Annotated in this window: 11 protein-coding genes; 2 read left to right on the top strand and 9 right to left on the bottom strand. The window is 72.7% G+C overall.

Features of this window, described 5'->3' with window-relative positions; all coding sequences use genetic code 11:
- Positions 1-460: 460 nt before the first annotated feature.
- Entirely contained in the window at positions 461-1,468 is a 1,008-nt protein-coding gene (locus ACWDR0_RS21100) for a stage II sporulation protein M (RefSeq protein ID WP_456353248.1), read from the bottom strand.
- A gap of 147 nt (positions 1,469-1,615) precedes the next feature.
- Between ACWDR0_RS21100 and ACWDR0_RS21095 the strand changes: the two genes are divergently transcribed.
- Complete coding sequence (locus ACWDR0_RS21095) at positions 1,616-2,578, top strand: RDD family protein (RefSeq protein ID WP_456353247.1); 963 nt, start codon at positions 1,616-1,618, stop codon at positions 2,576-2,578.
- A 27-nt stretch (positions 2,579-2,605) separates the two neighbouring features.
- On the opposite strand, the gene ACWDR0_RS21090 is transcribed toward ACWDR0_RS21095, so the two are convergent.
- From ACWDR0_RS21090 to ACWDR0_RS21055, 8 genes are all read right to left on the bottom strand, one after another.
- The gene (locus ACWDR0_RS21090) at positions 2,606-3,220 is read right to left on the bottom strand and encodes a hypothetical protein (RefSeq protein ID WP_456353246.1); all 615 of its coding nucleotides are present in this window, start codon (positions 3,218-3,220) and stop codon (positions 2,606-2,608) included.
- A 150-nt stretch (positions 3,221-3,370) separates the two neighbouring features.
- Positions 3,371-4,828 (bottom strand): adenosylhomocysteinase, encoded by a 1,458-nt coding sequence (ahcY, locus tag ACWDR0_RS21085; RefSeq protein WP_456353245.1) that lies wholly within the window; start codon positions 4,826-4,828, stop codon positions 3,371-3,373.
- Positions 4,829-5,099: 271 nt separating this feature from the next.
- Positions 5,100-6,074, bottom strand: a complete 975-nt coding sequence (locus ACWDR0_RS21080; RefSeq protein ID WP_456353244.1) for a cation diffusion facilitator family transporter — start codon at positions 6,072-6,074, stop codon at positions 5,100-5,102.
- A 160-nt stretch (positions 6,075-6,234) separates the two neighbouring features.
- Positions 6,235-7,398 (bottom strand): mannose-6-phosphate isomerase, class I, encoded by a 1,164-nt coding sequence (gene manA, locus ACWDR0_RS21075; protein ID WP_456353243.1) that lies wholly within the window; start codon positions 7,396-7,398, stop codon positions 6,235-6,237.
- A 67-nt stretch (positions 7,399-7,465) separates the two neighbouring features.
- Positions 7,466-8,611 carry an SIS domain-containing protein gene (locus tag ACWDR0_RS21070; protein WP_456353242.1) on the bottom strand — a complete coding sequence of 382 codons (1,146 nt, stop codon included), beginning with the start codon at positions 8,609-8,611 and terminating at the stop codon, positions 7,466-7,468.
- Between the two features lie 85 nt (positions 8,612-8,696).
- Entirely contained in the window at positions 8,697-8,879 is a 183-nt protein-coding gene (locus ACWDR0_RS21065) for a Trm112 family protein (RefSeq protein WP_456353250.1), read from the bottom strand.
- A 969-nt stretch (positions 8,880-9,848) separates the two neighbouring features.
- Complete coding sequence (locus ACWDR0_RS21060) at positions 9,849-11,216, bottom strand: phosphomannomutase/phosphoglucomutase (RefSeq protein ID WP_456353241.1); 1,368 nt, start codon at positions 11,214-11,216, stop codon at positions 9,849-9,851.
- A gap of 55 nt (positions 11,217-11,271) precedes the next feature.
- Complete coding sequence (locus tag ACWDR0_RS21055) at positions 11,272-11,646, bottom strand: metallopeptidase family protein (protein ID WP_456353240.1); 375 nt, start codon at positions 11,644-11,646, stop codon at positions 11,272-11,274.
- 1,395 nt (positions 11,647-13,041) lie between these two features.
- Here ACWDR0_RS21055 and ACWDR0_RS21050 point away from each other — a divergent pair.
- Positions 13,042-13,470 carry a DUF3499 domain-containing protein gene (locus ACWDR0_RS21050; RefSeq protein WP_456353239.1) on the top strand — a complete coding sequence of 143 codons (429 nt, stop codon included), beginning with the start codon at positions 13,042-13,044 and terminating at the stop codon, positions 13,468-13,470.
- Positions 13,471-13,528: the final 58 nt, after the last annotated feature.

Raw genomic sequence — 13,528 nt, 5'->3', positions numbered from 1 at the left:
GGAACGGGGTATCAACTAATCTGGCGTTGATTTTTGGCACGCTGTTGAGTTCTCAAGGAACGGACGCTTCCTTCAGGCCCTTTTCACCAGGCCCTCCGGGCTTTCCCTTCGGTCTTGCGTTTCCAACCTTACCAGATCCTTTTCCCGTTCCGTTTCCGGTCCGGACTTTCAGATCCAGCGGCCTGTTGGAGTGGCCTTTTGTCTTTCGACTTTGCCTTTCGGCTGCTCCGACTTTATCAGAATCATTTCGGCCGAGCTAATCGGCCTTCGCGATCCGGATAAGGAGTCGAATGGCTCTGCGGGAACTTCATTCCCGACCAGAGCGAGCTAGATACTAACCTTCGCGCTCGACTGTGTCCAGTCCGAGGCAACCGTTCGAATCTACCTCCCCACGCCAGCCATGTCAATGGTTTTTGTGGGCAGGTGAGGACAGTAGCAGCTCGGAGGGGTCGGATGCACATCAGGCTGCGACGGGCACCCGGGCGTTGCGGTCGGCCTCTTCGACATCGCCGGACTCACCCTCGCGGGCCGCGCGACCGCCCAGGACGTAGACGTAGGCGAGGAACACCAGCTCGGCCGCGACGCCGATGGCGATACGGGCCCAGGTGGGCAGGCCGGACGGGGTGACGAAGCCTTCGATGAGGCCGGAGACGAAGAGGACGAGGGCCAGGCCCACCGCCATGCCGAGGGCGGCGCGGCCGCGTTCCGCGAGGGCCGTCCGGCGGGAGAGCGGGCCGGGGTCGACGACCGTCCAGCCGAGGCGGAGTCCCGTACCGGCCGCGACGAAAACGGCGGTCAGTTCGAGAAGGCCGTGCGGCAGGACGAGGCCGAGGAAGACGTCGAGCCGGCCGGCCGAGGACATCAGGCCGATGCCGATGCCGAGGTTCACCATGTTCAGGAGCAGGATCCAGATCACGGGTATACCGAGGAAGGCTCCCAGGGTGAGGCAGACGGCCGCGGCCTGGGCATTGTTCGTCCACACCTGGGCGGCGAAGGACGCCGCGGGGTTGCTGGAGTAGTACGTCTCGTATCCGCCGCCGGGACGGGTCATCTCCCGCAGGGCTTCAGGGGCGGCGATCGCCGACTGGACTTCGGGATGGGTCCCCACCCACCAGCCGATGAGCGCGGCGGCGGCTATGGAGAGGACCGCGGCGGGGATCCACCAGTGACGGGTGCGGTAAACCGCGGCGGGGAATCCGGCCGCGAGGAAGCGGGAGACGTCCCGCCAGCCGGCGCGGCGGGTGCCGGTGACCGTGGCCCGGGCCCGGGCGACGAGACGGGTGAGGCGGCCGGTCAGTGCCGGATCGGGGGCGGTGGACCGGACCAGGGAGAGATGGGTGGCGGTGCGCTGGTAGAGGGCGACGAGTTCGTCTACCTCGGCTCCGGTGAGCCGGCGCCCCCGGCGCAGCAGGTACTCCAGCCGGTCCCACTCGGCTCGGTGGGCTGAGACGAAGACGTCGAGGTCCATAGGGCTGCGGCTCCAGGCGCTGGGGCGTCCGTGCGGACTGCGGCTACTGCTGCGGTGCGCTCCGGGTCAGCTTGGCAGACCGGGCAGACTGAGGGAGTCGGGGGCCGGGCAGGCCCGGAGGGGCGGACGGTGAGGGGTGGGGCTGCGGTGAGTGGGCTGGTGACGGGAGACGCGGTCGTACTGGGACTGCAGCCCGCGAAGCTGCCGAGCAGGGCGTTGGCCCTGGTCGTCGATCTGGCCGTGGTGTGGGGCCTGTTTCTGGTGGTGCTCCTCGGTCTGACGCTGACGACGGCTTCGCTGGACCCGGCGGCGGCCCGGGCGCTGGGAATCGCGGCGTTCCTGCTGGTGCCGGTGGGCGGTCCGATCGCCGTGGAGACCCTGTCGAAGGGCCGGTCCCTGGGGAAGCTGCTGTGCGGGCTGCGGGTGGTGCGGGACGACGGCGGTCCGGTCCGGTTCCGGCATGCGCTGGTCCGCGGGGCGATGGGCGCGGTGGAGATCGTGGTCACGATGGGTGTGATCGCGGTGATCGCGTCGCTGGTCTCCGCGCGGGGGCGGCGGATCGGGGATGTGTTCGCGGGCACGCTGGTCGTACGGGAGCGGGTGCCGGGAACGCGGACCGTCCGGGTGCCGCCTCCGCCGCCCTGGCTGGCGGGACGGTTCGCCCGGGTGGACCTTTCGGGGGTGCCGGACGAGCTGTGGCTCGCGATACGGCAGTACTTGACGCGGATGGAGCAGCTGGATCCCGCGGTGGCCCGGTCGATGGGGGCGAGGCTGGCGGAGGAGTTGCTGGCACGAACGGGTGCGACCGTTCCGGAGGGGTTGTCCGCGGCGGCGTTTCTCGCCGCAGTGGTGCAGGAACGGCAGGCACGGGACGCCCGGCGGGCTTTCGGGCCGGGGGCCGTCGGCGATGGGGCGGTCCCGGTGGAGGCCGGGGTTCCGGGCAGTGTGTGGAGTGCGCCGGGGGCGGACGGGAGCACGGAGTCGCGGGGGTGGGCGCCGTTGTCGCCGTCCGTGGTGGAGTACCGGCCGTCTCCCGTGGACGGGCCCCGGCGGGGTGACGGGTCGGGGAGCGAGGGAACGCGGTCCACGGGGTTCGTGCCGCCCGGGTAGCCGGAGGCGCGCGGCGGGGGCCGTTGGTCAGGGGAAGACCGAGGGCGGGGTGTCCAGCTCTTCGAGTTCGATGCCGGGCGCTGCGAGAACGACGTCCCCGGCGATGTGGACGGTGTGCTGTTCCCCGGTGTCCACTGCGTTGACCTGGTACGCGTCCACGACGAGGGGGCCGCTGTCGGTGGTGTGCGCTTCACTGTCGAGCAGAGCCCAGGACTGGTCGACGGTGAGAGGGGCGAGTACGGGGTCCGTGAACGCGACGAGGCGGACGCGGGTCGCCGGGGAGCCGGGGGTGAGACGCAGCAGCCGTGCGGTGGCGACGAGAAAGGCGGGGGACGTTCCGGTGAAGGCGTGGGCGGATGCCGTTCCTTCGTCGGCGTAAATGCCGGTGGGGTCGGTACGGACCCAGGTGACGCCGTCGAGTGCGCCGCCGCGGACCTGCCAGTCGGCTCGGTGGAGTTCGAGCCGGATGGGGCGCCCGAGGGCATCGACGGCCAGGTCGACGGAGCCTGTGGGGTCGCCGGAGGGGGTGGTGGTGCGGGAGACGTACCGCCAGCCGGACGGGCCGGGGGCGCAGTGGAAGTGTTCCTCACCGAGGGGGGTGCGATCGTGCGGATCGTGGAGCGAATAGCGGCCGCGGGGCATGGGGGCTTCGGGGTCCTTGTGCGGTGAGGCGCGGGGGTGTCGCCGTCCGACCGGGACCGGGCCCGTCCGCGGGATGCGGGCGGGCCCGGCCGGGTGGTGCCGGGGCGCGTTCCGTGGGTGCGCCGGTGTACGGGCCCGCGGGCCCGGCCGTCAGTAGCGGTAGTGGTCGGGCTTGTACGGGCCCTCGACCTCGACGCCGATGTAGGCGGCCTGCTCCGGGCGGAGGGTGGTGAGCTTGACGCCCAGGGAGTCCAGGTGGAGGCGGGCGACCTTCTCGTCGAGGTGCTTGGGCAGCACGTAGACGTCGGTCGGGTACTCCTCGGGCTTGGTGAAGAGTTCGATCTGGGCCAGCGTCTGGTCGGCGAAGCTGTTGGACATCACGAAGGAGGGGTGCCCCGTCGCGTTGCCCAGGTTGAGGAGGCGGCCTTCGGACAGCACGATGATCGTCTTGCCGTCGGGGAAGGTCCAGGTGTGGACCTGCGGCTTGACCTCGTCCTTGACGATGCCGGGGATGCGGGCCAGGCCGGCCATGTCGATCTCGTTGTCGAAGTGGCCGATGTTTCCGACGATGGCCTGGTGCTTCATCTTGGCCATGTCGGCGGCCATGATGATGTCCTTGTTGCCGGTGGTCGTGACGAAGATGTCGGCGATGCCGACGACCTCGTCGAGGGTGGTGACCTGGTAGCCGTCCATCGCCGCCTGGAGGGCGCAGATGGGGTCGATCTCGGTGATGATCACCCGGGCGCCCTGGCCGCGGAGGGACTCGGCACAGCCCTTGCCGACGTCGCCGTAGCCGCAGATAACGGCGACCTTGCCGCCGATGAGGACGTCGGTGGCGCGGTTGATGCCGTCGACGAGGGAGTGGCGGCAGCCGTACTTGTTGTCGAACTTCGACTTGGTGACGGCGTCGTTCACGTTGATCGCCGGGAAGAGGAGGGTGCCGTCGCGGTGCATCTCGTACAGACGGTGCACACCGGTCGTGGTCTCTTCGGTGACGCCGCGGATCTCGGACGCCAGGCGGGTCCACTTCTGCGGGTTCTCGGAGAGGGTGCGGTTGAGGAGGGTGAGGATGTGGCCGTACTCCTCGCTGTCCGCGGTGGAGGGGTCCGGGGCCTCGCCGGCCTTCTCGAACTCGACGCCCTTGTGGACCAGGAGAGTGGCGTCGCCACCGTCGTCGAGGATCATGTTCGGGCCGCCGGTGGGCGAGTCGGGCCAGGTCAGGGCCTGCTCGGTGCACCACCAGTACTCTTCGAGCGTCTCGCCCTTCCAGGCGAAGACGGGGACTCCGCGGGGGTTGTCCGGGGTGCCCTCGGGGCCGACGGCGATGGCCGCCGCGGCGTGGTCCTGGGTGGAGAAGATATTGCAGGAGGCCCAGCGGACCTGCGCGCCGAGGGCGACGAGGGTCTCGATGAGGACGGCGGTCTGGACCGTCATATGGAGGGAGCCGGTGACGCGGGCGCCGGCGAGCGGCTGCCGGTCGGCGTACTCCTTGCGGATCGCCATCAGGCCGGGCATCTCGTGCTTGGCGAGGGTGATCTCCTTGCGGCCGAACTCGGCGAGGGAGAGGTCGGCGACCTTGAAGTCCTGGCCGGTGGTGACAGTGGTCATGCGGAACTGCTCCTCAATGGTGGTCGAGGGTGGGCGCGGCTGGCTCCGCGGCGGTGGACACAGGGATGCCCGGGCCGCTCGCGGCGCAGTCGTCGGAGGCCCTCTCTCCCTCGGCCGGTCCGCTGGGGACCGCCCGACCGCCATCAGCAGCGACGTCTGACTCTCGTTCCGAATCTACACCGCCCGCCGGGGACGGCCCCAGTCCGCGCGGTGGCGTGATCGGGACACGCCGCTGGTCGGGGGGTGGGAGGAATGGCCGGATACAGCCGGATCAGGTGGTGGCGGGCGGCCCGGCGGGCCCGGTGCCGGCGGTGTCGGCCGTGCCTGCGCCGGCGGACGCGCTGTAGATATCGGGTTCGAGGTAGATGACCCGGGCGATGGGGCAGGCTGCGCGGATGCGTTCCTCGGCGGCGTTGATGGTGCCGGCGACCTCGGCGGCGGTGTTGTCGTGGCGTACCGCGATCTTGGCGGCGACCAGGAGCTCTTCGGGGCCGAGGTGCAGGGTGCGCATATGGATCAGCCGGGTGACGGTGGTGCCGTCGACGACGGCGTTTTCGATCTTCTGTTCGTCGTCGGCGCTCGCGGCCTCGCCGAGGAGCAGGGACTTGGTCTCGGCGGCGAGGACGAGGGCGATGAGGATGAGGAGGGTGCCGATGCAGAGGGTGCCGATGCCGTCCCAGAGACCGTCGCCGGTGGCGAGGGCGAGGCCGACTCCGGCCAGGGCGAGGATCAGGCCGACGAGGGCGCCGAGGTCTTCGAGGAGGACGACGGGGAGTTCGGGGGCCTTGGCGTGGCGGACGAACTCGCGCCAGGAGCGGTCGCCGCGCAGGGGGTTGGATTCCCTGATGGCGGTGCGGAAGGAGACGGTCTCGGCGGCGATCGCGAAGAGGAGGACACCGACCGGCCAGTACCAGGCCTCGACGGGGTGCGGGTGCTTGATCTTCTCGTAGCCCTCGTAGAGCGCGAACATGCCGCCTACGGAGAAGAGCACGATGGAGACGAGGAAGGCGTAGATATAGCGTTCGCGGCCGTAGCCGAAGGGGTGCTGGGGGGTCGCGGCGCGGCGGGCGCGGCGGCCGCCGAGGAGCAGGAGCCCCTGGTTTCCGGAGTCGGCTACGGAGTGGACGCTCTCGGCCAGCATCGACGACGAGCCGCTGAAGAGGAACGCGACGAATTTGGCCACGGCGATGGCGAGGTTGGCGGCGAGGGCCGCCACGATCGCCTTGGTCCCGCCTGACGCGCTCATGTCCGGGTGTCCCTCCGGTCCCTCTGGTCCCGTCGGGCGGGCCCCGGGGCCGGGGCGGGAGCGGCGGATGCCGGAGTCCGTTCACCGGTGCCGGTGGCGTGCGGTAGCCGCCCGATCACTGAGGGGCGTCATTGTTGCAGCCGTAACCGGCGAAAGCGGGTCAGTCGGGCACCGTAGCCCGGAAGAGTGTCCCCGCGCCGCCGTCGGTGCCCGAGATCTCCGTGTTCTCCCCGGCCGGTACGAACACGGAATCGCCGGGTCCGAGTGTCAGTTCGCCCACGGTGACGCGTCCGGCGGTGCAGAGGAGGATCTGCGGGCCGGCCGAGGTCAGATCGCGGGGGGCGGCGTCGGCGGCGACGAGATGGCGGGAGAGCCGGAACTCGGCCGCGGGCGTCTCGTACACCTCGGCGCCGTCGGCGTCGGCCTCGGGGCGCAGTACGGCGCCGTCGGTGGCCGTGAAGCGTACGACGCGCAGCAGCTCGGGGACGTCGACGTGCTTGGGCGTGAGTCCGCAGCGGAGGACGTTGTCGGAGTTGGCCATGATCTCGACGCCGAGGCCGCTGAGATAGGTGTGCGGGACGCCGGCGCTCAGATAGATGGCCTCGCCGGGCTGGAGCCGTATGTGGTTGAGGAGGAGGGCGGCGATGACACCGGGGTCGCCGGGGTAGTGGCGGGCGATCTCCGCGTACACGGTGTAGGGGCCGCCGAGGCGGGCGGCCGCGGCCGCGGTCTCGGCGACGGTCTCCGCGATCGCGGTGCGGTCGGCCGTCAGCACGGCGGTGAGGACCTCGCGCAGGGCCGCTTCCTGGGGGTGGGCGCGGAGGAGGTCGGCGTACGGCTGGAGGGAGTCGACGCCGAGACCGGCGATCAGATCGGCGCTCTCGGCCGGGGGGCGGAAGCCGCAGAGCCCGTCGAAGGGGGTGAGGGCGCAGATCAGTTCCGGCTTGTGGTTGGTGTCCTTGTAGTTGCGGTGGGGGGCGGTGAAGGGGATGCCCGCGCGCTCCTCGGCGGCGTGGCCCGTCTTGGCCTGGTCGAGGTCGGGGTGGACCTGGAGGGAGACGGGGGTGCCGGCGGCGAGGAGTTTGAGGAGGAAGGGGAGGTGGGGGCCGTGCCGGCGGACGGTCTCGGGGCCGAGTTCGCGTACCGGGTCGGCGGCGATGACCTGGTCGAGGGGGCCGCGTTCGAGGTGGGAGGGTGCGCCGGGGTGCGCGCCGAACCACATCTCCGCCTGGGGTTCGCCGGTGGGGTCGGTGCCGAGAAGCTCGGGAATGGCGGTCGTGGAACCCCAGGCGTACGGGCGGATGGTGTTGGTGAGGCGGTCCATTCGGCGGCAGGGCTCCTTCGGCCGGGCGGTGCTGGTGAGGGTGGTGTGGTGCAAAGAGGGCGACGGGTCAGGAAGGGGTCGCCGGGGTGGCCAGGGCCAGATAGACGGCGGCGAAGTCGGTGACCGCGAGGAGTTCCGCGAGGGACTCCAGTTCGCTGCCTTCCTCCGGTTCCAGTTCGCTGATGGCCGTGTCGTGGCCGAGGGCCAGTTCGCGGGCGGCCGGGGCCGCGGTCAGCCCGCCCGTCGGCCGGTCGCGGAGCAGGACGACCCGGGCGCGCAGTGCCTGCTGCTCCTCCACCCGGTCCCGGAAGAAGTCGTCCGGGTCGGCTCCGGCCGCGAAGTCCCCGGCGAGCAGGATGCCGTGGGCCGGGAGCGCCTCGGGGAGTTCGGCCGCGAGGGCGGGGCGGCCGGCGAGTTCGGCCAGGACGGCGGCGAAGCGGCGGCCGGCCGGGGCCGCGGCGGCGCCTTCGGTCCAGATCAGCGGGAGGCTGTCGGCGAGCTCGGCGGCGAGGGTCTTGGCCGGGTTGCTGTAGGTGGCGATGGCGGGGCCGCAGCGTTCCGCGGTGTGGTCGAGGCGGTCGGCGACCCGGGCGAGGGCCTCGGGGGGCGCTTCGAGGAGTCCGACCCGGTCGAGGAGCGCGAGGAGGGGCGTGAACAGGGCCCAGAGGGCGCCGGGGCCCGCCGGGACGGCCTCCTCGTAGCCCTCGTACAGCTCGTACGGCGGGGTGGCCATGGGGACGACGAGGCCATGGCGTCCGCCGACGCCTTCGGCGAGCGGGGAGCGCTGGGGGGTGACGGCGACGACGGTGCAGCCGCGGCGGTACGCCTGTTCGGCGAGGAGGTCGAGGCCGGGTTCGCCGCCGTCGGTGGTGACGACCAGCAGGAGGTCGAGGGAGCCCGCCCAGCCGGGGAGGGCCCAGCGGAGGGCTCCCGCCGCGGGGGCGACGCCGGTGGGATGGAGGCGTGTGACGGGGGCGCTCGCGCCCGCGAGGGCGCCGACGAGGTCGGCCACTCCGGTGGCCGCCGTTCCGGCGCCGGCCACCATGACGGCGCGGGGGCGGCCTTCCGGTTTCAGTTCGGCGATGCCCGCCTCGGCGGCGTGCCGGGCGGCCGTCCGCACCCGGGCACCGGCTTCGGCGGCGCCTCGCAGCAGGCCCCGGCGGTCGGCGCGGGCAAGGGCTTCCGGGTCGTCGAGGAGTGACTCGTCGAGCATGGGGCGGGGCCTCCGATCGCCGTTTCGGGTGAGGGCCGTTCCGGTTGGGGCCCTTGCGGGGGTGTGGTCGCGGGCTCGGGTGCCGTCAGGCGGGGCGGCGGGCCTCGTCGACGAGGAGGACGGGGATGTCGTCCCGTACGGGGTACGCGAGACCGCACTCCGTACCGGTGCAGACCAGCTCGGGGGTGTCGGACTCGGACAGGTCCTCCAGGGCGCTGTGGCAGGCCGGGCAGGCGAGGATCGAGAGGAGGCCGGCTTCGAGCGGCATGGGGTGGGTCCCTTCGGGGTCGGCGGTGCCGCGGCGGCGGCGGGCGGCCCGGCCGTCCGTGGTCCGCCGGTCCGGTCCCGGGGGCGGCGCGGTCGTCACGGTCGTCACGGCCGGTGCTCCGAGGTGTCGTGGTGACATGTCGTCGCGGTCGTGCTCCGGGGCAAGCTCCGGGGCTGCGGTCCGGGTCGTGGCGTCCGGCCGGCCGGGAACGCGGGGCGGTCGGTCGATCGGGCCACGTCAGCGTACCGCCGGGGGGAGGGGGGCGGCGCGTTCTGGGGTGAGTGAGAGGTGGCCGGACGGTCGGACGGGGCGGGTGGGGATGGGGTGGCTGCCGGGGCGGTACGCCGGTGGGGCGGGCGTCGTCCGGTTGCGGGCGGCGCGGGCGGGTGGGCGGCTGGGCGGGCGAGCAGCGCGGGCGGACGGGCAGGTGTGCGGCCATGGGGCCGCGCTCCGGTCCGGGGCCGGTCCGGGGCCCGGTGGGCGGGTGCGCGGGGTGCGGATCCGGTAGGGGTGCCGAGCGGTGGGCGGTGAGCGGTGCGGCCCGGTGGGTGAGGGCGCGGGCCTGATTCCACCGCTTCCCGCGGTCCGGTCCCGTGCGGCCCCGCGCGAACGGGTGCGGAGCGACGGGAGGTGGTCCGCGGGGCGTGGGGCGACGGCCCGGGCCGGGGCCGGGGGGTGCCTTCCGGCGGCGCCGGGACCGGATGGGAACGGGGCCAGGCGGCCGGGGTCGGGGCGGGACCGGGGGGAGGTGGTGGTTCCGGCGCGGGCCCGGACGGGAGGGGCCGGAGCCGGGCGGATCGGTCCGGGGGCTACCCGGGGCGCGGGGCGCGCCCCGGGTCGGCGCCCGGGTCGGCATCAGAGCTGATGGGCGGTTCGGTGCGGCAGAGTTCCCGGGTGCGCCCGGTCCACACGATCGGGCTAAAGACCCCGGCGGACGGCTGCCGCCGGGGTCGGCAGGGTAATCACAGGTCAGGGGCGGCGGACCAAGGCGAGGACCTCGTCACGGACCTTGGCCAGGGTGGCGGAGTCCCTGGCTTCGACGTTGAGACGGAGCAGGGGCTCGGTGTTGGAGGGGCGGAGGTTGAACCACCAGTCGGGGGTGGTGACCGTCAGCCCGTCGAGGGTGTCGATCTCGGCGTCGGGGACCGACTCGAAGGCGGCACGTACCTCGGCGGTCGCGGCGGCCTGGTCCTCGACGGTGGAGTTGATCTCGCCGGAGCCGGCATAGCGGTCGTACTGGGCGACGAGTTCCGACAGCGGGGCGGACTGGGAGCCGAGGGCGGCCAGGACATGGAGCGCGGCGAGCATGCCGGTGTCGGCGTTCCAGAAATCGCGGAAGTAGTAGTGCGCCGAGTGCTCGCCGCCGAAGATCGCGCCCGAGTTGGCCATCTCCTGCTTGATGAAGGAGTGGCCGACCCGGGTGCGGACCGGGGTGCCGCCGTTCTCGCGGACGACCTCGGGAACCGACCAGGAGGTGATCAGATTGTGGATGACCGTGCCACCGGGGTGCTTGGCCAGTTCACGGGCCGCGACCAGGGCGGTGATCGCCGAGGGGGAGACTCCTTCGCCGCGCTCGTCGACGACGAAGCAGCGGTCGGCGTCGCCGTCGAAGGCGAGACCGAGATCGGCGTTCTCGGCGCGCACCCGCTCCTGGAGGTCGACGATGTTCGCCGGGTCCAGGGGGTTGGCCTCGTGGTTGGGGAAGGTGCCGTCCAGCTCGAAGTACATCGGCACGAGGTCCACCGGCAGGGCCGCGAAGACCGTCGGGACGGTGTGGCCGCCCATGCCGTTGCCCGCGTCCACGACGACCTTCAGCGGACGCATGGCCGTGAGGTCGACGAGGGAGAGCAGATGAGCCGCGTACTCCTCCAGGGTGTCCCGTTCGGTGACGGTGCCGGGCCGGGCCACCGGTGCGGGGGCGCCCCCGTCCGCCCACTGCTCGACCAGGGCGCGGATCTCGGAGAGGCCCGTGTCCTGGCCGACCGGCGCCGCGCCGGCCCGGCACATCTTGATGCCGTTGTACTGGGCGGGGTTGTGGGAGGCGGTGAACATGGCGCCCGGCAGGCCGAGGTGGCCGGAGGCGAAGTACAACTGGTCGGTGGAGCAGAGTCCGATCAGCGTGACGTCCGCTCCGCGGGCCGCCGCGCCACGGGCGAACGCGCCCGAGAGCCCGGGCGACGAGGGCCTCATGTCGTGCCCGACGACGATCGCGTCGGCCGACGTGACCTGGACGAAGGCAGCGCCGAACAGTTCGGCGAGTGCCTCGTCCCACTGGTCCGGCACCACGCCACGGACGTCGTACGCCTTTACGATCCGGGACAGATCAGCAGCAGCCACGGGGCCAGCCTTCCCTCGGGTCTGTGTGGTGGTCGGAGCAAATTATCCGGGTACGTCAGTCCTGGCCGTACCGCGGGTCCACCGATTCGGGCGCCAGCCCCAGAAGTTCCGCCACTTGCTCCACGACGACCTCGTGGACCAGCAGTGCCCGCTCCTCCCGGTTCTTGGTCCGGATCTCGACCGGGCGCCGGTAGACGACCACTCGCGCGGGCTCGCCCTTCCCCTCCGGGAGGGTTCCGCCGAGCGGTACCCCTGAGCCCGGGTCGTCCGCCGGCCCCAGGACCGGGACCTCCTGGACCACGAAGTCGACGTCCGCCAGTTGCGGCAGGCGGCGTTCGAGGCGCTCGACCGAATCGCGCACCAGATCGCGGAAGGAGTCCGACCGGCTGACCGAGAGGGGGACCTGGGGCGGGGCGACGGGGCCGCGCATGCCGCGTCCGTGGCGGTCGCGGTGCCGGGGCCTCGGCTCGCCCCCGGGTCCCCGGCCGGGGGCCCGGCCCGAGCCGGAACCGGGTCCCGATCCGGGGTCGGCGCCTTCCGGTCCCGGGCCGGAGGAGTCCTGGCCGGGCTCGGGGTCCGGGCCGGCGCCGGGTGCCGGGGCCGGGTCTCCGGGAGTGCCGGGGCCGGTGGGGGGTTCCGGAGTGGCGGCGGCACCGGACGCGGCGGCGGACCCGGGGCCCGCTCCCTGGTCCGGCCGCGCGGGTGACCCGACCGGACGGGGCTCCCCCGCGTGCGGAGGTACGGAACTGTCCATCACTCACGCAGGGTAGCTCTCCCGGGACCCCTGCACGGGCAGAGACGGTGCTCGGGGGTGGGCGGGGCGGGCCGGAGGGGCCGCAGGTGGGGTGCGGGGCACCGGGTCACGGCCGGCGGGCCGGGCAAGGGCGGGCGGCGGTCCTGATCCGGGCGGGCCGACTGGTGGGAGCGGGCTGGTGGGAGTGGGCCGGGCGCTCCTCCGGGCGGGCGGCGGAGAACGGGCCGGGGCCGGGGGCCGAGAACCCGGTAGCCGGGGGCCGGCGGCCGGGGCGGGAGTCGCCACCGGCGGGGAGCGGCGGCCGCCCTGGTACGGGGGTCCGTGAGGCAGGCGCCCTGTGGCCGCCGCTTCCGGCCTCGCCTCTGCCCTGCCACCGGAGGGGAGGCGGGGACGGGACGCCGGAGCCCGGGAGCCCGGGGGCGGGAGCCGGGAGAGGGAAGGGAGACCGGAGACGGAGGAGGAGACCGGAGGCCGGGCGCGGGAGAACAAGGAGGCAGGGGAAGGAGGGGAAGAGATACGGCGGCAGGCGCGAAGAGCCGAAGGAAGCGGTGAGGGGCGGGCGGAGGGGGAATTCGGGTCCGGGAAGCGGGCGACCGGGCGGACCGGTGGGCGTGGAGGTTCCGGGTCGTCGGAGGGCGGTGACCGGGCGCCGTAGGAGGGAGAAGGAAGGAGGGGCGGAACCGGGCGGGCGGTTGACGGCGTGAAGGAGAGGAGAAGACGGGAATGGGCGAACGCCCGAGTGGGCAGAGAGCATCGGAGAGAGCAGAGGGGCGGGGGTGAACACCGGGGGCGAGGCGGTGGACGGGGAGCGGAGCCCGCGCGGCTGCGGGGCGGCGCCGGAGTGCACGGCGGTGTGGATTGTCGGCAATTGACCGTTCAGGCAGTGCTTGACGTCGGTTGCCTGTCTGCCGACGATCATCAGCTCCTGCGTGAATGACCTGATTTACGTCACGTCATGACCGGTTCACCTGCCGTAACACCACCGGCATCGGGCCCTTCATTGCAGGTCAGAAGGGGTCTCGCGGGATCCTCCGAAACCCGGTTCGCATCACGACACGGTGGAGTGAGCTGATGGAGAGTCGTCGCAGCCCGTTCAAGAGTGCGGTACCGTCCAACCTCGTGAGCCCTGTACGTCGATGTTCGCGCACCGCGTGCGGCCGCCCTGCCGTCGCGACACTGACGTACGTCTATGCCGATTCGACTGCGGTCCTCGGTCCGCTCGCCACGTACGCCGAACCCCACTGCTACGACCTGTGTGCCGAACACAGCGAGCGGTTGACCGCACCCCGCGGCTGGGAAGTCGTACGCCTCACCGACGGCTCGGCTCCGCCCCGGCCCAGCGGTGACGATCTCGAAGCGCTCGCCAACGCCGTACGCGAGGCGGCGCGTCCGCAGGGGCGCGCGGCGGCCGAGGGGCAGACGGCCCGGCGTGCCGCCGACCCGATGGAGGTCGCCCGCCGGGGGCATCTGCGGGTCCTGCGCTCCCCCGACCAGCAGTAGCCGTCCGGATCCCGCGTTCCTACACCGGCGTTCCTACACCGGCGTTCCTACACCGGCG

It is taken from the genome of Streptomyces sp. NPDC003691 (assembly GCF_053981115.1).
The sequence above is the reverse complement of the archived record's forward strand: the minus strand, read 5'-3'. Positions and strand labels throughout refer to the sequence as shown.